General features: G+C 61.8%; 21 protein-coding genes and 1 pseudogene. 8 read left to right on the forward strand and 14 right to left on the reverse strand.

What is annotated here, in order from left to right:
• Positions 1-191: pseudogene (locus HFO99_RS28415) on the forward strand (IS110 family transposase); the annotation flags it as partial.
• A 139-nt stretch (positions 192-330) separates the two neighbouring features.
• Here HFO99_RS28415 and HFO99_RS28420 read toward each other — a convergent pair.
• Positions 331-816, reverse strand: a complete 486-nt coding sequence (locus tag HFO99_RS28420; protein ID WP_222365020.1) for a peroxiredoxin — start codon at positions 814-816, stop codon at positions 331-333.
• A gap of 130 nt (positions 817-946) precedes the next feature.
• Positions 947-1,786 (reverse strand): protein-disulfide reductase DsbD domain-containing protein, encoded by an 840-nt coding sequence (locus tag HFO99_RS28425; protein ID WP_222365023.1) that lies wholly within the window; start codon positions 1,784-1,786, stop codon positions 947-949.
• A 141-nt stretch (positions 1,787-1,927) separates the two neighbouring features.
• On the opposite strand from HFO99_RS28425, the gene HFO99_RS28430 reads away from it, so the two are divergent.
• The 3 genes from HFO99_RS28430 (at position 1,928) to HFO99_RS28440 (ending at position 4,075) form a co-directional block, all read left to right on the forward strand.
• Entirely contained in the window at positions 1,928-2,533 is a 606-nt protein-coding gene (locus HFO99_RS28430) for a YqgE/AlgH family protein (protein WP_222333217.1), read from the forward strand.
• 115 nt (positions 2,534-2,648) lie between these two features.
• Positions 2,649-2,840: a CsbD family protein gene (locus HFO99_RS28435; protein ID WP_064248610.1), complete on the forward strand. Its 192-nt coding sequence runs from the start codon at positions 2,649-2,651 to the stop codon at positions 2,838-2,840.
• 149 nt (positions 2,841-2,989) lie between these two features.
• Positions 2,990-4,075, forward strand: a complete 1,086-nt coding sequence (locus HFO99_RS28440; protein ID WP_222365025.1) for a putative zinc-binding metallopeptidase — start codon at positions 2,990-2,992, stop codon at positions 4,073-4,075.
• A 244-nt stretch (positions 4,076-4,319) separates the two neighbouring features.
• Here HFO99_RS28440 and rnhA read toward each other — a convergent pair whose 3' ends face one another.
• The 5 genes from rnhA to HFO99_RS28465 form a co-directional block, all read right to left on the reverse strand.
• On the reverse strand, positions 4,320-4,775 hold the full coding sequence (rnhA, locus tag HFO99_RS28445; protein ID WP_064248608.1) for a ribonuclease HI: 456 nt from the start codon (positions 4,773-4,775) through the stop codon (positions 4,320-4,322).
• The gene (locus tag HFO99_RS28450) at positions 4,772-5,737 is read right to left on the reverse strand and encodes a homoserine kinase (protein WP_222365027.1); all 966 of its coding nucleotides are present in this window, start codon (positions 5,735-5,737) and stop codon (positions 4,772-4,774) included. Before HFO99_RS28450 ends, rnhA begins: the two co-directional genes overlap by 4 nt.
• A gap of 69 nt (positions 5,738-5,806) precedes the next feature.
• Positions 5,807-6,808 carry a 4-hydroxy-3-methylbut-2-enyl diphosphate reductase gene (gene ispH, locus HFO99_RS28455; protein ID WP_003545997.1) on the reverse strand — a complete coding sequence of 334 codons (1,002 nt, stop codon included), beginning with the start codon at positions 6,806-6,808 and terminating at the stop codon, positions 5,807-5,809.
• Between the two features lie 63 nt (positions 6,809-6,871).
• Positions 6,872-7,627 (reverse strand): SURF1 family protein, encoded by a 756-nt coding sequence (locus HFO99_RS28460; RefSeq protein ID WP_222365030.1) that lies wholly within the window; start codon positions 7,625-7,627, stop codon positions 6,872-6,874.
• Positions 7,620-8,000: a DUF983 domain-containing protein gene (locus tag HFO99_RS28465; RefSeq protein WP_003545995.1), complete on the reverse strand. Its 381-nt coding sequence runs from the start codon at positions 7,998-8,000 to the stop codon at positions 7,620-7,622. The genes HFO99_RS28460 and HFO99_RS28465 overlap by 8 nt, the downstream gene beginning before the upstream one ends.
• 119 nt (positions 8,001-8,119) lie before the next feature.
• Here HFO99_RS28465 and HFO99_RS28470 point away from each other — a divergent pair, with 119 nt between their 5' ends.
• Complete coding sequence (locus tag HFO99_RS28470) at positions 8,120-8,761, forward strand: chloramphenicol phosphotransferase CPT family protein (RefSeq protein ID WP_222365032.1); 642 nt, start codon at positions 8,120-8,122, stop codon at positions 8,759-8,761.
• Between the two features lie 501 nt (positions 8,762-9,262).
• Here HFO99_RS28470 and HFO99_RS28475 read toward each other — a convergent pair.
• The 6 genes from HFO99_RS28475 to coxB all read right to left on the reverse strand — a co-directional run bounded on the left by HFO99_RS28475 (position 9,263) and on the right by coxB (position 14,589).
• Entirely contained in the window at positions 9,263-10,141 is an 879-nt protein-coding gene (locus HFO99_RS28475; protein ID WP_222333224.1) for a cytochrome c oxidase subunit 3, read from the reverse strand.
• Positions 10,142-10,202: 61 nt separating this feature from the next.
• Positions 10,203-10,811, reverse strand: a complete 609-nt coding sequence (locus HFO99_RS28480; RefSeq protein ID WP_222365035.1) for a cytochrome c oxidase assembly protein — start codon at positions 10,809-10,811, stop codon at positions 10,203-10,205.
• The gene (locus HFO99_RS28485; RefSeq protein ID WP_018069103.1) at positions 10,808-10,948 is read right to left on the reverse strand and encodes a hypothetical protein; all 141 of its coding nucleotides are present in this window, start codon (positions 10,946-10,948) and stop codon (positions 10,808-10,810) included. The genes HFO99_RS28480 and HFO99_RS28485 overlap by 4 nt, the downstream gene beginning before the upstream one ends.
• Entirely contained in the window at positions 10,948-11,898 is a 951-nt protein-coding gene (locus HFO99_RS28490) for a heme o synthase (RefSeq protein ID WP_222333226.1), read from the reverse strand. Before HFO99_RS28490 ends, HFO99_RS28485 begins: the two co-directional genes overlap by 1 nt.
• Positions 11,899-11,965: 67 nt before the next feature.
• Positions 11,966-13,687 (reverse strand): cytochrome c oxidase subunit I, encoded by a 1,722-nt coding sequence (gene ctaD / locus HFO99_RS28495; protein ID WP_222365038.1) that lies wholly within the window; start codon positions 13,685-13,687, stop codon positions 11,966-11,968.
• A 17-nt stretch (positions 13,688-13,704) separates the two neighbouring features.
• On the reverse strand, positions 13,705-14,589 hold the full coding sequence (coxB, locus tag HFO99_RS28500; RefSeq protein WP_064248600.1) for a cytochrome c oxidase subunit II: 885 nt from the start codon (positions 14,587-14,589) through the stop codon (positions 13,705-13,707).
• 316 nt (positions 14,590-14,905) lie between these two features.
• Between coxB and HFO99_RS28505 the strand changes: the two genes are divergently transcribed.
• The 3 genes from HFO99_RS28505 to HFO99_RS28515 all read left to right on the forward strand — a co-directional run bounded on the left by HFO99_RS28505 (position 14,906) and on the right by HFO99_RS28515 (position 17,877).
• Positions 14,906-15,580, forward strand: coding sequence for an invasion associated locus B family protein (locus HFO99_RS28505; protein WP_222365039.1), 675 nt, complete (start codon positions 14,906-14,908; stop codon positions 15,578-15,580).
• Positions 15,581-15,952: 372 nt separating this feature from the next.
• Positions 15,953-17,368 (forward strand): metalloprotease TldD, encoded by a 1,416-nt coding sequence (tldD, locus tag HFO99_RS28510; RefSeq protein ID WP_222365040.1) that lies wholly within the window; start codon positions 15,953-15,955, stop codon positions 17,366-17,368.
• Between the two features lie 17 nt (positions 17,369-17,385).
• Positions 17,386-17,877, forward strand: coding sequence for a GNAT family N-acetyltransferase (locus tag HFO99_RS28515; RefSeq protein ID WP_222298947.1), 492 nt, complete (start codon positions 17,386-17,388; stop codon positions 17,875-17,877).
• A 94-nt stretch (positions 17,878-17,971) separates the two neighbouring features.
• Here HFO99_RS28515 and HFO99_RS28520 read toward each other — a convergent pair whose 3' ends face one another.
• Positions 17,972-18,289, reverse strand: coding sequence for a MazG nucleotide pyrophosphohydrolase domain-containing protein (locus HFO99_RS28520; RefSeq protein WP_222333230.1), 318 nt, complete (start codon positions 18,287-18,289; stop codon positions 17,972-17,974).
• Between the last annotated feature and the right edge of the window lie 30 nt (positions 18,290-18,319).

Genomic DNA, 18,319 nt, shown 5'->3' on the forward strand with positions numbered 1-18,319 from the left:
AGAGCCTGTTCATGTGCGCCTTCACGGCAACCCGGCACAATCCGGATCTGGCCTCCTTCTATACGCGCTTGCGCAGCAACGGGAAGCAACACCTGTGCGCCGTCATAGCCGTCGCCCGAAAACTCATCATTCTCGCCAACGCCATCCTCATCCGAAAGACCGAATGGACGCCACAGTACCGGCAAAATTGAAACATGGTTGCTCCCCGCCTGCGGGGAGAAGGGATATGCCGCGACCTCTCTGTTCCCCACCAACCCCTCGCAGGGCACGTCCCCTCTCCCCGTTTTTACGGGGAGAGGGTTAGGGTGAGGGGCAGACTTTCGTTAACGCTCAGAGCTGTTCCAGCATCGCGGCAGCACCCGAGACGGTTGCCTGGCCGGGGCTTTCCTCGACGTTGAGGGCTTTGACCACGCCGTCTTCCACCAGCATCGAATAGCGCTTGGAGCGAAGGCCGAGGCCGCCGGCGGAGAGGTCGGCGTCGAGGCCGACGGCCTTGGTGAAGCCGGCATCCCAATCGGCAAGGAAGTGGATCTTGCCCATGCCGCCGGATGATTGCGCCCAGGCGCCCATCACGTGCCAGTCGTTGACGGCGACGACGGCGATGTCGTCAACGCCCTTGCCGAGGATGGTGTCGCGGTTTTCGAGATAACCCGGCAGGTGGTTCAGCGAGCAGGTGGGCGTGAAGGCGCCCGGCACGGCAAAGAGCACGATGCGCTTGCCGGCGAAGAGCTGATCGGTGGTGATTTCGACGGGGCCGTCAGCCGTCTTTTCCTTGAAGGTGGCGGCAGGAAGCTTGTCGCCGATCGCGATGGTCATGGTCTTCTCCTTGGTTCTCTCCTTAGCGGTTTCCGGCTCCGGGGGGTTCCGGGCTTTGGGTTCTGGCTTTGGAAATTCCGGCTTGGCGGCGGCGGGCGCCGCAGGGATCGGAGGCGACTATAGGAGCCCATCATTGAAAGGCAAGTGCGGTCTCCATCGCCCTTTCGCCGTCAATGACGAGCACGCTCCATTGCTTGCCTGCTATGTCATAATCCTTCGGCAGCTTGCCGATTGATATGTCGACCTTGAAGGTCCTGCCGTCGCGTTTGCCGCCGATCTGCTTGGTGAAGGCATAGCCGCTCGGACCGGTGACGATGATATCGGGCGCGGTCTTCCCCTCACCCGGCAAGACGAGATCAAGCGACAGCGTCTTCCTGTCAGGCGACATCGCATACGCAGTCACGTCGAAATCCTCAGATGGCGGCTTCGGCAGCCTCGCATCGGCCGCATGGAGGATCGCCTCCTCTTGCGGGTGCGACTGCATGGCGGTGCCAAGCTTCAGCCGAAAATTCGCCTGGAAGGGAATGCAGATATCCTTGCAGATGCCGATGAAGGCGAAAGCGTCGATCGCAACCGGGCCTTTGCCGGCCCCCGTCAGCGACAGCGGCAGCGTCACCGGTGCGTCATAGGCGATATCCTCGATCCCGCCCTTGAAAAAATGTTTCGGAACGGGATAGGCGATGGCATCGAGGCTGACGCCGCTCTCCGCCGCGATGGTGATTTGCGGCGGAATGCCATTGCCGCCGGGCTCTTTCCAATAGGTGATCCAGCCGGGTTTCGGCTCGATCTGAAGGGCGGCGCGGATTTTGCCGCCGGCATCGGGCGCGAGCGCCACCAGGCGCATGCGGCCGCCCTCGTTGTCCGCCCAGGCGCTCATTTCCGCATGGGCGGAATAAAACGGCACAAGGGCTGCGACCACCGACACAACCGCGATTAAAAGCCCGCGCGGGCCTGAGGAAATAATCATCATGGAACAAAGGTTTACCGAAAATGCTGTTTGGCCGCCAGAAGTCGCGGCGATTTAAATCTTCATTTTCAGTTGATTGATGTGTGACATTGGCCCATGTTTCTCTTGTCGAGGCCTTGGTGCGGTCTAGCAGCAGGAGGAACGATGTCCTTATCGACGCTGAAGAACAGACGGGAACGTGGCTTCTTCGATGGCCAGTTCCTCATCGCCATGCCGGGCATGGAAGACCGCAATTTTGCGCGCACCGTCATCTACATCTGCGCGCATTCGGATGCCGGCGCCATGGGCTTCGTCATCAACCGGCCACAGAGCCTTACCTTCACCGATGTGCTGCTGCATCTCGACATGATCAAGCAGGAAGATTCGATCGTGCTGCCGAAGCGGGCGCGCGACTTCCCGATCCAGACCGGCGGCCCGGTGGAAAGCGGCCGCGGCTTCGTGCTGCATTCGGACGATTATGCCAGCGACTCCTCGATCCCCGTCAGCGACGACATCTGCCTGACGGCGACGCTCGACATCGTCCGCGCCATCTCCAAAGGCGCCGGACCGACACGGGCGACAATGCTGCTCGGCTACTCCTCCTGGTCGGCCGGCCAGCTCGAAAACGAGGTCGTCAACAATGGCTGGCTCACCTGCCCGGCCAACGAGGAATTGATCTTCGACCGCAGCCTCGACGACAAATACGAGCGGGCGCTCGCCGGCATGGGCGTGACCGCCGCCATGCTGTCGGCCGAAGCCGGCCATGCTTGAGAGGCTGGCCTAACGGTCGCTGACCTGACGGCAGCGGGAACGAATAGCCACGCGTGACGTTTCATCTCCGCAAGCATGGACAAAAGGCCCATGCCGACCAAGGAGACATCACAAGATGGGTAGCACCAGCGACAAGATTTCCGGCAAGGCAAATGAAATTGCCGGCAAGACCAAGCAGGCCGCCGGCAAGGCCATGGACGATCGCGACATGCAGGCCAAGGGCGCCGTCCAGGAAGCCAAGGGCAAGGGACAAGTCGCAACCGGCAAGGTCAAGGACAAGCTCAAGGGCGCCGTCGATCGGCTCTGAGCGACAGCACCAAGACGCGCAAAGGACGCTGTGATTCCGATTTAAGGAATGCTCAGTAGACGCTCATCCTTTATCACCATGCCTGCTGCGCCCCTCGCGCGGCAGGCATTTTTAGTCTGCCACCCTCATGCTCTGCAGAGATTGACCCAATGAAGCTTTTTGCCTGCGACAATTGCGATCAGGTCGTCCACTTCGACAACCGTCGATGCGTGCGCTGCAACCATCGTCTCGGCTTCCTGCCCGGCGATCTCGCGATGCATGCGCTGGAGCCGCGCGACGAGACGCTCTGGCAGCTCGTTTCCAATCCCGATCGCGACGTCCGCTTCTGCGCCAATGCCAACCTCGACATCTGCAACTGGCTGGTGGACGATGATGGCGAGAGCGAATTCTGCGTTGCCTGCCGCCATAACCGGCTGGTTCCGAACACCGATACCCAGGACGGCATCGATCGCTGGCGGCGCATCAGCCAGGCGCAGCGTCATCTGTTTTATTCGCTGCTGCGCTGGAAGCTGCCGCATCCGGATCGGGCGCAAGATCCGCAAGGCGGCCTGGTCTTCGATTTCCTCGAAGATTCGATAGAGAGCAACGGCTTTGTCGTGCCTGCCATGACCGGCCACGAGGAAGGCCTGATTACCATCCGCGCCGCTGAGGCCGATGATGCGACGCGCGAACAGGCGCGCAGCTCGATGAACGAACCCTATCGCACCCTGCTTGGCCATTTCCGCCACGAGGCCGGCCATTTCATCTGGAACAAGCTGGTGCGCGATCGCGGCGGCCTAGCCGATTTCCGTGCCGTCTTCGGCGACGAACGGCAGGATTATGCGGCAGCTCTCAAGACCCATTATGCCGGCGGCGCGCCGTTGGGATGGCAGGACAATTTCATCAGCGCCTATGCGGCGTCGCACCCCTGGGAGGATTTTGCCGAATGCTTCGCGCATTACCTCCATATCGTCGACACGCTCGAAACCGCGCGCGCCTTCGGCATCGCCATCGATCCGCGCGGCCATGAAGAAATCGCCGGCGAGGTGGATTTCATCCCCTACAGGGCAAGAAGCGCCGAACAGCTGGTCAGCGCCTGGGTGCCACTCAGCCTGGCGATCAACGCCATCCAGCGCAGCATGGGCCAGCCCGACTCCTACCCCTTCGTGCTGTCCTCGCCTGTCGTCGCCAAGCTCGAATATCTGCACCGGCTGATCCAGGGCGTCGCGACGGGGCCGCAGCAGCGGGCGGCTTGAAAGAGCTTCGGGCGCGCTGCTCGCCCCTCTTCTCCCCAGCGGGGAGAAGGTGGTCCGAAGGGTCGGATGAGGGGGCCACACGGCACACCCTTCATTGCCCTTCGCTTCCGCTCAGTGCATTCGCTCCTGTCGTCGCTCACCCCCTCAACCGCCCTGCCGGCACCTTCTCCCCGCTGGGGAGAAGAGATGTGTGGCGACGCCGTATTCTTCTCTCATCCGTCAGGAGCCGAGGAGCCGAACTGACTTAAAACGAAACCGCCTTGCCCTTCTTGAAGGGCTCCATGCCCCGGCGGGCGAGTTCGTCGGCGCGTTCGTTTTCCGGGTGGCCGGCGTGGCCCTTGACCCAGTGCAGCGTCACTTTGTGGCGGTCACGGGCCGCCTCCAGCGCCTGCCAGAGTTCGGCATTCTTCACCGGCTTCTTGTCTGATGTCTTCCAGCCGTTTTTCTTCCAGCCGAAAATCCACTTGGAAATGCCGTCCTTGACATAGGCGCTGTCGGTATAGAGATCGACCTCGCAAGGGCTTTTCAAGGCCGAGAGCGCCGAGATTGCCGCCAGCAGCTCCATGCGATTGTTGGTCGTATCCGCCTCGCCGCCGAAAAGCTCTTTTTCGACATCGCCATAACGCAGCACCGCGCCCCAGCCGCCGGGGCCGGGATTGCCAGAACATGCGCCGTCGGTAAAAATATCGACGTGTTTCATAGGCTCAATCCGTATTCGGCGGGCGATTTGATCTGGCGGTGGAAGCGCAGTTTGCGGAGATATTCGAGCGGGTCCTTCTTGGTGACCATGGCGCCCTCAGGTGTCGTCAGCCAGTCATAGAGCCGGGTCAGGAAGAAACGCAACGCCGACCCGCGCGACAGCACCGGCAGGGCTGCGATTTCGGCGTCGCTCAACGGCCGGACGCTCTGGTAACCCGCAAGCATCGCCGTGCCCTTGGTGATGTTATAGGCGCCGTCCTTCTCGAAACACCAGGCATTCAGGCAGATCGAGACGTCATAGGCGAGCAGGTCGTTGCAGGCGAAATAGAAATCGATCAGGCCGGAGAGCTGGTCGCCGAGGAAGAAGACGTTGTCGGGGAAGAGGTCGGCATGGATGACGCCGGCCGGCAGGCCTTTCGGCCAGGCGGCGGAGAGGAAATCGAGTTCGCTGCGGATCTCGGTCTGCAGGCCGGGCTCGACCTCGCCGGCGCGCGCCTCGGATTTTTCCCAGAGCCCCCGCCAGCCGTCGATGGACAGCGCATTCGCCCGCTTCAGCTGGAAATCATCACCGGCCACATGCATCTCGGCCAGCGCCCTGCCGACTTCGCGGCAGTGCTTCGCCTCCGGCTTTCTCAGCCACATGCCTTCGAGGAAGGAGATCAGCGCCGCCGGACGGCCGGACAGCGAGCCGAGCAGCGCGCCGTCGCGGCGCGGCAGCGGCAGCGGGCAGGACAGGCCGCGAGCTGCGAGATGCTGCATCAGGCCGAGGAAGAAAGGCAGGTCGCTCTTTTCCACCCGCTTTTCATAGAGCGTCAGGATCAGCGGGTCCTTGGAGGTATGAAGCAGGAAGTTGGAGTTTTCGACGCCCTCGGCGATCCCCTTGTAGGAAAGCAGCGTGCCTGCGTCATATTCCGTCAGGAACCACTTCAGATCGTCTTCGGCGATATCGGTATAGACTGCCAAGTGAGGTCTCGCGCTTCATGCCTTGTTGATATTGGATTTGCCGGAGTGGACGCCAGGCCGAAGGCCGATCTAGCCGTTGACGAAGGCCATGTCGGCTGCCGTCAGCTCGATACTGCGCAGTTCGCGGTTGACGAGGAAGTTTTCAGTTTCCTGCACCGTTTCGGCCAGTTCGACGCGGGCGTCGAAGCGGGCGCGGAAAGCCTCGATGATCTCGTTGACGATGACCTCGGGGGCCGAGGCGCCGGCGGAAAGGCCGAGCGTCGAAATCGCGCCGATCTCGTCCCAGTCGAGCTCGGCGGCGCGCTGCACGAGGATCGATTTCTTCGCCCCTGCCCTGAGCGCTACTTCGACGAGGCGCTTGGAGTTGGACGAATTCGGGGCGCCGACGATGATGAAGAGATCGCAGCCTGGCGCTGCCTGTTTCACCACTTCCTGGCGGTTGGTCGTCGCATAACAGATCGAATCCGCTGCCGGCGCCGTCAGGTTCGGAAAGCGCTCGTGCAGGCGGGTGATGACGCCGGCCGTATCGTCGACCGACAGCGTCGTCTGGGTGACATAGCCGAGATTATCGGGATCGACGGGGACATAGGCGTCGGCGTCCTCGATCGTCTCGATCAGAGAAACCGATCCCTCCGGCAGCTGACCCATCGTGCCGATCACCTCGGGGTGGCCGGCATGGCCGATGAGGACGACGTGGCGGCCGAGGCGATTGTGACGCATCGCCTGCTTGTGGACCTTGGAGACCAGCGGGCAGGTGGCGTCGAGATAGAAGAGGTTGCGGCTTGCCGCATCCTCCGGCACGGATTTCGGCACGCCGTGGGCGGAAAAAACCACCGGCTGGGCGCGATGTTCGGCCGGGATCTCGTCCAGCTCCTCGACGAAGACGGCGCCCTTGGCCTCCAGCCCCTCGACGACATAGCGATTGTGGACGATCTCGTGGCGCACATAGACCGGCGCGCCATAGGATTTCAGCGCCAGCACGACGATCTGGATGGCGCGGTCGACGCCGGCGCAGAAGCCGCGCGGGCCGCAGAGCCTGATCGTCAAAGGAGGTTTCGCCGCAATATTCATGTCAGTTCCGGGTTGAGAGATTTAGGGACCTCTAGCCCAATATCGTCGAGAATTGAAGTGATACTATTGCTGAGGTTCCTTGGCACCCTTGCGGAACCAGGAGATCGCCACCACGACGACGAGCACGGCGGCCAGCCCGTACCAGGTGAAAGCATATTGCAGATGGTCGTTCGGCAGATCCACCTGGGTGACGCCGCCGATCGGCAGGCCGGCCGGATGGGGGGTGGAATCGGCATCGACGAAAAAGGGAATGACGCTCGCTTTCTCCAGCCCGACGCTCTCGGCCATGACGTCGAGATCCTTCCAGTAGAAGATGTTCTTGGCGACGTCGTTGTCAGGCACCACCCAGGAGGGTTTGGCTGGAAGCTTTTCGCGCGCCAGGCCGGTGACGATCTGCTCTCCCGTCAGCTGGCCCTGCATGCGCGTTTCCGGCTCCTTATTGTCATAGGGAACGAAGCCGCGATTGACGAAGAGAATGCGCCCGTCGGCAAGCTCCAGCGGGGTATAGACGTAAAAGCCGGTCTGGCCGCGCCAGGTGGCGAAGAAGTGCCGCTCCTTGTTGTTGATGTAGCGGCCGGTAGCGGTGACCTTGCGGTATTCGATGTCGCCGCCTGCAGCCGCTATCGCCTCGATGTCGGCAAGCGGCACGGGGCTTGCTGCCTGCCGCGCGGCGATATCGGCGATCAGTCCTTCCTTCCAGTGGAGGCGCTCCACCTGCCAGGTGCCGAGCGAAATCAGGATGGCAAGGGCGATCAGCACCAGGATGCCGGTGAAAACCGGCAGCCGGCGGCGCGGCATTGCATGCACCATTTCAGTCACTCAGGCGTCCTTCGCGGGCATTATGACGGTATTGCATGGCGATCAGGATGCCCTTGAACCAGCGCAGCGTCAGCAACGACAGGATAATCGTCAGTGGAGCGAAGAGCAGGATATGCACCCAGATCGGCGGCCCGTAATTCACTTGCAGCCACAGCACCATGCCGATGACGATGAAGCCGACGATGAGGATGACGAAGACGGCCGGGCCGTCACCGGAATCGGCAAAGGAATAATCGAGGCCGCAGGCGGCGCAGCGCGGCTTCACGCCGAGCAGGCCGTCGAACAGTTTGCCCTGGCCGCAGCGCGGGCAGCAGCCCTTGATGCCTGTCTTCACCGGATCGACGGGCGGAAAGTGGGCGCTGTCCTCGTTCATGCTGTTCCTTGTGACAATTCCATGCTGCCTTAACTCTCCCATAAAGTATTCGCATCCCAAATGGAAATGCCTACGCGGTCTCTGCCGAGCGATTCGCGCCAAACAGAAGAAGAAAACTGATGAGCAATGACAGCCATGCCGGACAGATCGTTATTTTAAACGGCGCGCCGCGGAGCGGCAAATCAAGCATTGCGCGCGCAATCCAGGACGAATTCGAGGGACCGTGGATCAACCTCGGCGTCGACGGCTACAATGCCATGACACCGAAGCGCTACCTGCCGGGCATCGGACTGCGGCCGGGCGGCGAGCGGCCGGATCTCGAGGAACTGGTGCCGTTCTTTTATGCAGCACTCTACGAATCGATCGCCATCCATGCCAGCCTGGGGCTCAATGTCGTCGCCGATCTCGGCCACCATGACAGCTATTCGCAGCCGCTCGGCATCCTCGGCGATTGCGCCCGGCGACTGGAAGACTTTCCAGTGCTGTTCGTCGGCGTGCGCTGTCCGATCGAGACGATCATGCAGCGGCGCGACATTGTCCAGGAAGGGCGCGAGACGCTTTATCTCAGCGCCACGGAGGACGTAGCAGTACCCGAACCGGTACAGCGCTGGCAGGACGAGGTTCATCGGCCCGGCATCTACGACATGGAGGTCGATACGTCAGTGCTGACGCCGCTCGAATGCGCCGAAGCGATCCGCCACCAGTTGGATTTCGGTATTCCCGAGCCTTCGGCCTTCGAACGGATCGCCGGGGCGCGCTGAGGCGATAAAAAGCTGGCACGGAGCCTTTACCTCGGCCGAAGAGATTGCCGATGGCAGCCCTCATCCGGCTGCCGGCACCGACCTTTGGCACCGTAGCTGGGCCGAAGAGATATGCCGCAGCGTCTCGATTCCCTCTTCTCCCCTCGGGGAGAAGGTGCCCGTAAGGCGGATGAGGGGCCGGCAAAGCCGGTCTTTCCAACAACATTCATGCGGGATTCGACCGCGCTCGCGTCGGCATGGCGGGATAGTTAGATGAGAGGGCGTGCCGTGTGGCCCCCTCATCCGACCCTTCGGGCCACCTTTGCCTGGGTTGAGCCACCGGTCTCAACCCGTCCTTCGGACCCCCGCTGGGGAGAAGAGGACACATGCGGCAACCTCTCCGTTCCTCGACCGCCCGGGTGGCACATCCCTCTCGCGTCTCCGAAAAGTTGCGGGCTGTCGCGGACCCCACCAACAAAAAAGGCGGGCACCAGGCCCGCCTTTTCTCAAGTTTCGTTCCGGTCAGCCGGCTGCGACGGGTGCGCCCCAGCCGCCCCAGACGTAGATGCAGAAGAACAGGAACAGCCAGACGACGTCGACGAAATGCCAGTACCAGGCGGCGGCCTCGAAGCCGAAATGCTGCTTCGGGGTGAAGTCGCCGCGCAGCGCGCGGATCAGGCAGACACCCAGGAAGATCGTGCCGACGAGGACGTGGAAACCGTGGAAGCCGGTCGCCATGAAGAAGGTCGCGCCGTAGATCGAATTCTTGAAGGCGAAGGGCGCGTGGGCATATTCATAGGCCTGGACGCTGGAGAACAACACGCCGAGCAGCACCGTCAGCGTCAGGCCCTGGATCAGGCCCTTGCGGTCGTTGTGCAGCAGGGCGTGGTGCGCCCAGGTGACCGTCGTGCCCGACAGGAGCAGGATGACGGTGTTGTAGATCGGCAGGTGCCAGGGGTCGAGGACCTCGATGCCCTTCGGCGGCCAGGTGCCGCCGGTATAGGCCAGACGCGAGGCCTGGATCGCCTCGTTCGGAAACAGGCTGGCGTCGAAATAGGCCCAGAACCAGGCGACGAAGAACATCACTTCCGAAGCGATGAACATGATCATGCCGTAGCGCAAATGAAGCGAGACGACGCGGGTGTGGGCGCCCTCATGGGCTTCCTTCACCGTATCGGCCCACCAGCCGTACATCACGTAGAGAACCAGCGCGAAGCCGATATAAAAGAGCCAGGGATTGGCGAGCTCCGCACCGGCGACCTTGAACGAACCGCCGTTCAGGTAGCGCATGTAGCAGACGCCGCCGATCGCCATGATGAAGGCGCCGAGCGAAGCGATAATCGGCCACGGGCTCGGATCGATGATGTGATAGTCGTGATTCTTCTGGTGAGCATCAGCCATGTAGCTATCCCCGGATGTCTTCCTTCACTCCGCTCCCGGCATAGCCGGAAACGAGCCTTGATCAAAGTTTCTTTTCAATCTTCTCCGCTCCACCCTCATTCGAAGCCACCGGCTTCGGACCCTCTTTCGGGTAGAACGTATATGACAGCGTAACCGTATGGATATCCTTGGATTCCACGGCCTTGACGATTTCAGGATCGATGTAGAACACGACCGGCATGTCGAGCTTCTCGCCCGGCTTCAGGTCCGTTTCCGTAAAGCAGAAACATTGGACCTTGTTGAAATAGACGCCCGCTTCACCAGGGGTGACGTTGAAAACCGCCTGGCCGCGCTGGGTCTCGTTCGAACGATTCTCGGCGGTGAAATTGACCTGGATCGTTTCGCCGATCTTCGGATTGACCTCGCGCTGGACCGGCTTGAATTCCCATTGCAGGCCGGGCGCGACATTGGCGTCGAAGGTGACGCGCATCGTGCGGTCGAGCACGACGCTCGACACCTGGTCGACGCGCTGCGTCGTGCCGTTATAGCCGGTCACCTGGCAAAAGATGCGATAGAGCGGCACGGCGGCATAACTCATCGCGCCCATGCCGAAGGCGAAGCTCAGGCACATCATCACGACGGCGCCGTTGTTGCGCACATGCTTCTTCGGTGTACCGGCCTTGTCGCTCATCCAGCCATTCCCCCGCCGATCTTCACGATGGTGATCGCGTAGAACAGGATGACGAGGCCGGCAAGCACCAGCCCGAGGGCGACGTTGCGGTTGCGGCGCGACTTGCGCTGCGCTTCGGTAAGCTTGACCAATTCCATCAGAACCAACCTCCCGCATGCGAGACCACCACCGAGGCAAGCCGGTCGATCATCAAGGCGGAGAACACGGCGAAGAGATAGAAGATCGAGAAGCCGAAGAGCTTCTTTGCCGGGATCATCTTCGGGTCGCCGTCGGGCATGCGCCAGACGGCGATGGAACAGTATATGAAGATCGCGCCGAGGGCGGCAGCAACGAGGCCATAACCGAAGCTCGCAAAGCCGAGGAAGGACGGCAAGACCGCGCAGACGGCGGTCAGCACCGCATAGGCGACGATCTGATGCTTGGTCACCCGCTCGCCGGCGACGTTCGGCAGCATCGGTACGCCGACGGCCTCGTAATCGCGCATCTTGAAGAGGGCAAGCGCCCAGAAATGCGCCGGCGTCCACAGGAAAATGATGAGGAAGAGAACGGTGCTCTCGATCGTCACGCTGTTGGTCACGCAAGCCCAGCCGATCATCGGCGGGAAGGCGCCGGCAGCACCGCCGATGACGATGTTCTGCGGCGTCGAACGCTTCAGCCACATGGTGTAGACGACGGCGTAGAAGAAGATGGTGAAGGCGAGGATGCCGGCCGAGAGCCAGTTGACCGCCAGGCCGAGAATGACAACCGAGAAGCCTGATAGTACCAGGCCGAAGGCCAGAGCCTCGGAGGGTGCGATGCGGCCGGCCGGGATCGGACGGTTGGCCGTGCGGCTCATGATGGCGTCGATATCGGCGTCATACCACATGTTCAGCGCGCCGGACGCGCCGGCGCCGACGGCGATGCAGAGAATGGCGATCAGGCCGAGGACCGGATGGATGTGGCCCGGCGCCAGCACGAGACCGGCAAAGGCTGTGAAGACCACGAGCGACATCACTCGTGGCTTCAGCAATTCGAAATAATCGCGCGCACTCGCTTCCGACAATTCGCCGTCCTTTGCAAGCACCTCGTGATTGTCGATGACCGTCATCATTCCGTCCTGAATGTCTTACCATCAGGACGCCGTATCGCATGCGGCGTCCTGATGTCCGCGCAAATTACTTGATGCGCGGAAGCTGTTCCCACTGGTGATAGGGCGGCGGCGAAGGCAGCTGCCATTCGAGCGTCGTTGCACCCTCACCCCACGGATTGTCGCCGGCGACACGCTTCCTGGCGAAGGCTTCGAAGACGCCGTAGAGGAAGATCAATACACCGAAGGCCGAGATGTAGGAGCCGATCGAGGAAACGTAGTTCCAGCCGGCAAAGGCATCCGGATAGTCGATGTAGCGGCGCGGCATGCCGGCGAGGCCGAGGAAATGCTGCGGGAAGAACACCAGGTTGACGCCGATGAACATGACCCAGAAATGCAGCTTGCCGACCAACTCATTGTACATGTAGCCGGTCATCTTCGGGAACCAGTAGTACCAGCCGGCGAAGATCGCAAAGACGGCGCCGAGCGACAGAACGTAGTGGAAGTGGGCCACGACGTAATAGGTGTCATGCAGCGAGCGGTCGAGACCGGCATTGGCGAGCTGGACGCCGGTGACGCCGCCAACCGTGAACAGGAAGATGAAGCCGATCGCCCAGAGCATCGGCGTGCGGAACGAGATCGAGCCGCCCCACATCGTCGCGATCCAGGAGAAGATCTTCACGCCCGTCGGAACGGCGATGACCATCGTCGCGAAGACGAAGTAGCGCTGCGCGTCGAGCGACAGGCCGACCGTATACATGTGGTGGGCCCAGACGACGAAGCCGACGGCGCCGATCGCGACCATGGCGTAGGCCATGCCGAGGTAGCCGAAGATCGGCTTCTTCGAGAAGGTCGAGATGATGTGGCTGACCATGCCGAAGCCCGGCAGGATGAGGATGTAGACCTCGGGGTGACCGAAGAACCAGAAGAGGTGCTGGTAAAGGATCGGGTCGCCGCCGCCTTCCGGAGAGAAGAAGGAGGTGCCGAAGTTGCGGTCGGTGAGCAGCATGGTGATGCCGCCTGCCAGAACCGGCAGCGACAGCAGCAGCAGGAAGGCGGTGATCAGCACGGACCAGGCAAACAGCGGCATCTTGTGCAGCGTCATGCCGGGAGCGCGCATGTTGAGGATCGTGGTGATGAAATTGATCGCACCGAGGATCGACGAGGCGCCGGCAATGTGCAACGCAAAGATCGCAAGGTCGACCGCCGGTCCCGGCGTGCCGCTTGTCGCCAGCGGCGGATACATCGTCCAGCCGCCGCCCGTGCCATAGGCGCCTGCCGGGCCTTCGACGAACATCGACAGCAGCAGCAGCGCGAAAGCGGGAACGATCAGCCAGAAGGAGATGTTGTTCAGACGCGGGAAGGCCATGTCGGGGGCGCCGATCATGATCGGCACCATCCAGTTGGCGAAACCGCCGATCATCGCCGGCATGACCATGAAGAAAATCATGATCAGCGCGTGCGCTGTCGTGAACATGTTGAACATCTGCTTGGCGCCGTCGATCGCGGCATCGCCCTCATAGCCGTAGACCATCGAGGCCAGTCCGTGGAAGATCTGGATGCCCGGTTCCTGCAACTCCATGCGCATGGCAACCGACAGTGCGCCGCCGATGATGCCGGCAATGATCGCGAAGATCAGGTAGAGCGTGCCGATGTCCTTGTGGTTCGTCGAGAACAGCCAGCGATTGGCAAAGCTCGGCTTGTGCCCGTGATCGTGATCGTCGTGGGCGTGGTCATGATGGGCGGCGTGATCGCCATGCATGCGATCGTGATCATGAGAATGATCGTCGTGAGCGGAAGGTCCAGCCATTGTCCCGATCCCCTTAATTACTGTGCTTCGGCGACGTCGAGGGTCTTTGCGGGACCATCGGTTGCGGCCATGAGTGTCTTGTAGGCGCCGGGCAGGTCGCTGGCGGCTGCGGTCAGCCACTGCTTGTACTTGTCCTCGGAGACGACGCGGATGGCGATCGGCATGAACGCATGGTCCTTGCCGCAGAGCTCGGAACACTGGCCGTAGAACAGGCCTTCGCGCTCGGCCCTGAACCAGGTCTCGTTCAGGCGGCCCGGCACGGCATCGATCTTGACGCCGAAGGAAGGCATGGCGAAGGCATGGATGACATCGGTCGGCGCGGAGGTCACGAGAACGCGGACCGTCTTGTTGACCGGCAGGACCAGCTCGTTGTCGACGGCGAGAAGTCTGGGATAGATCGACTTGTCTTCCTTGCCGGCGGCGGCGCGGTCCTGATCCTTCAAGAGGTAGGAATCGAAAGCCAGCGGGCTTTCGCCCGAACCTTCATATTCGTAGTTCCACTGCCACTGGGTGGCGGTCGCCTTGATCGTCACGTCGGGATTTTCGGGCAGCGTCAGCTGCGCCGTCAGCAGGTTGAACGAAGGAATGGCGAGAAGAAGCAGCACCAGAACCGGCCCCACGGTCCAGGCAATCTCGATCATCGTGTTGTGGCTCGTCCTCGAGGGAACCGGGTTCGCGCTGGCGCGGAACTTGAAACAAACGACGATGAGCAGGACCAGAACGAAAAGCGTGATCGGAACGATAAACCACAGGGTATATTGTTCGAACCAGTGGATTTCCCGCATGATCGGCGTTGCCGCCGGCTGCAGCGTCGCCTGCCACGGCATGGGCTGGTCGGCATATGTGCCGGAAGCAAAAAGCAGACAGACCAGCGTGGTCAGGGCTGCATAAGCCTTCTTCATCACCTTATTATCTCCCTCGAGCGCTTGACCTGCAAAATAGAACGCAGAATCCTTGCCATCTTCAGCGCTTCAAACCACAGTTTGGCATTTGCCGCAACAGGTCAGAGCAATTGTCTATGCGGCATTTTTGCTCAAAGCATAGGCAGGTCAGAACGGCAAAACATCCCAAGTTTTTCATCAGCATATGAAAAATCGGCTTTCCGGCCAATCCGCGCGCGACACATTATTTCGCAAAGGTCCAATTTCCGCCGCAGTCCCCCGGTTTTCACGGGGTGGGGCTTTTCATTTTTGGTGGGCAGCTTCAACAATAGCCGCAATGATTCGATATCCAGAGGTTTCCATGGGTTTCCGTTCCCTCGCGCAGTCGCTTCTCCTGACTGCCAGCATCGCGGCCGCAGCGACGACGCCCGTTTTCGCACAGCAGCAACCCACTCCGTCGCAGGCCACGCCGCCCGCTTCGGCGCCGGCGCCTGCGCCGACCCCTGCTCCGGCGCCGCAACAGCCGAGCGCCGCCAAACCGAATGTCGGACAGGTGACACCCGGCCAGACGCAGCCGCCGGCGCCCGGCACGGTGAAATCCAATCACGGCGCATGGTCTGTCGTCTGCGACAAGCCGGCGGGTGCAGCGACCGAACAATGCGCGCTGATGCAGAATGTCATCGCCGAGGATCGGCCGGAGGTCGGCCTTTCCGTCGTCGTCTTGAAGACGGCCGACCGGAAATCGAAGATTCTGCGCGTGCTGGCGCCGCTCGGCGTGCTGCTGCCGAACGGCCTCGGGCTCAATGTCGACGGCAAGGATATCGGCCGCGCCTATTTCGTCCGCTGCTTCGCCGATGGCTGCTATGCCGAGGTCGTGCTCGAGGACGAGTTGCTCAAGACCTTCCGCAGCGGCGCCCAGGCAACCTTCATCGTCTTCCAGACCCCGGAAGAAGGTATCGGCATCCCCGTCGATCTCAAGGGCTTCGCCGAAGGTTTCGACGCCCTGCCGTGAGGGCGGGCTAGTCGTCTGCCGTGGGTCCGCCCCTCATCCGCCTGCCGGCACCTTCTCCCCGTAAACGGGGCGAAGGGGACATGCCGAAACCTCTCCGTTCCCCCCCACTCACCTCGCGTAAGGCACGTCCCCTCGCCCCGTTTTTACGGGGAGAGGGTTAGGGTGAGGGGCATTTGTTTGCTCGCCATCTCGAACAAATCGGCTCCCAGGCTGATTATGTAGAAAGGCCGCGCCGCCACGCAGCGCAAGGCGGTAGACACCGCTCCCATCCCATTAAAAAAGAATAATTCGACGGCGGGGCTTCACTCGTTATTATGTGGAGCCCTATCTAGGGAGTAAGTGCACTCCTGAACGCATGCTTGGAGCCATACCATGACCACCGATCTCCTGACGCTTTTCGATGCCGATGAACCCACGATGCGCAAGCACGTCGCCGAGGCCCTGTCCGGCGCCGATGACGGCGAATTGTTCATCGAGCATGCGCAGGCGGAAGCGCTGACCTTTGACAATGGCCGGCTGAAGGGCGGCAGCTTCAACACCGAACAGGGTTTCGGCCTGCGCGCCGTTGCCGGCGAAGCGGTGGGTTATGCCCATGCCGGCGATCTCTCGGTGGCGGCGCTGAAGCGGGCGGCCGATGCCGTCGGCGCGGTGACGCGCGGCTATTCCGGCTCCTATGCGGCAGCGCCCCAGGGCACAAATAAGAAATTCTACAGCGACGAGAACCCGATCGGCCAGCCGAGCTTCGAGGAGAAGGTCAAGGTCCTGCAGGACATCGACGCCTATCTCAGGGGCAAGAACGACAAGGTGCGGCAGGTGACGGCCTCGGTCGCCGCGAGCTGGCAAGTCGTCGACATCCTGCGCGCCGACGGACATCGTGTGCGCGACATCAGGCCGATGACGCGCATCAATATCTCGGTCATGGTCGGCGAGGGCGATCGGCAGGAGAGCGGCTCCTATGGCCACGGCGGGCGCATCGGCTTCGGCGACTTCATCGCCGAGGGCAGCTGGCAATACGGCGCCGACGAGGCGCTGCGCCAGGCGCTCGTCAATCTCGAGGCGATCGATGCACCGGCTGGCACGATGGATGTCGTGCTCGGTTCGGGCTGGCCGGGCGTGATGCTGCACGAGGCTGTTGGCCATGGGCTGGAAGGCGATTTCAACCGCAAGAAGACGTCGGCATTCGCCGGCCTTCTCGGCCAGATGGTCGCCGCTCCCACTGTCACCGTCGTCGACGACGGCACGATCGACAATCGCCGCGGCTCGATCACCATCGACGACGAGGGTACGCCGTCTGCCTACAACGTGCTGATCGAAAACGGCAAGCTCGTCGGTTATATGCAGGATCGGCAGAATGCCCGGCTGATGGGCATGGCGCCCACCGGCAACGGTCGCCGCCAAGGCTATGCCCATGTGCCGATGCCTCGCATGACCAACACTTATATGCTCGGCGGCGACAAGACGCCTGAGGAGATCATCGCCTCGGTGAAGAAGGGCATCTACGCCGTCTCCTTCGGCGGCGGCCAGGTTGATATCACCTCCGGCAAGTTCGTCTTCGGCTGCACCGAGGCCTATCTGATCGAGAACGGCAAGGTCGGCGCGCCGATCAAGGGTGCGATGCTGATCGGCAACGGACCGGATGCGATGAAGCGGGTGTCGATGATCGGCAACGACATGAAGCTCGATACCGGCATCGGCAATTGCGGCAAGGCCGGCCAATGGGTTCCCGTCGGCGTCGGCCAGCCGCATCTGCGCATGGATCAGGTGACGGTCGGCGGCACCCAGACCTGAGGCAAAAGGATCGGCTGATGGCGTACATTGAAATCAGGACCTTCACAGCCGATGACGCCGATGCCGTGCTTTCGGTGATCCTGCCGATCCAGCGCGAGGAATTCGGCATCGACATCACCGCCGATGCGCAGCCGGATCTCAGGGTCATCCCGGATTTCTACCAGTCCGGCAAGGGACAGTTCTGGGTCGCCGTCAAGGATGGCGCCATCGTCGGCACGGTCGGGCTCAAGGATATCGGCAACAACCAGGCGGCGCTGCGCAAGATGTTCGTCTCAGCTGAGGTTCGCGGCCACGAACACGGCGTCGCGGCGCGGCTCCTCGATCGCCTGCTCGCCCATGCCAGAGATGCCGGCCTCACCGATATCTTCCTCGGCACAACCGACAAATTCGTCGCCGCGCATCGTTTCTACGAGAAGAACGGCTTTACCGAGATTGCCAAGAGCGCCCTGCCCCGCTCCTTCCCGCTGATGGCGGTGGACAGCAAATTCTACCGCCATAAGGTCGGCTGACCCAAGCTCCGGGAAGATCGTGATGCGGCTGAACACGAACAGCCTCGCCTAAAGCGACCGTCCGAAAACCGCCGCACGTTTTGGCCGCCCTGCATCAGCTCTTCGACGTTTGCGCCGGCTGAAACAGCCACTTCCGTTCGATCGCGGCGGCAAGGTCGATATCGTTGCGTCGGGCGAAGAGCAGGAGGTGGCCGAGAACGTCGGCGGTCTCGTCGGCAAGGTCCTGCTGCATATCTTCCGGTGAACGCCCCTTTGCACGGCCGCGCCCGGTCAGCCGGTTCCAGGCCTGTGTCAGTTCGCCCATTTCCTCCTGCAGTTTCAGAAGGAACCAATCGGCATCACGCTCAATGCCGTTGGCGGCGACATGGGTGGAGGAAGAAGTTTCGAACTGATCGGCGAGATGGCGCAGCATGGGCGTTCTCCTTTTGTTTACGGAGGAGAC

This window comes from Rhizobium leguminosarum (genome assembly GCF_019798305.1).
Classification (GTDB): domain Bacteria; phylum Pseudomonadota; class Alphaproteobacteria; order Rhizobiales; family Rhizobiaceae; genus Rhizobium; species Rhizobium leguminosarum_U.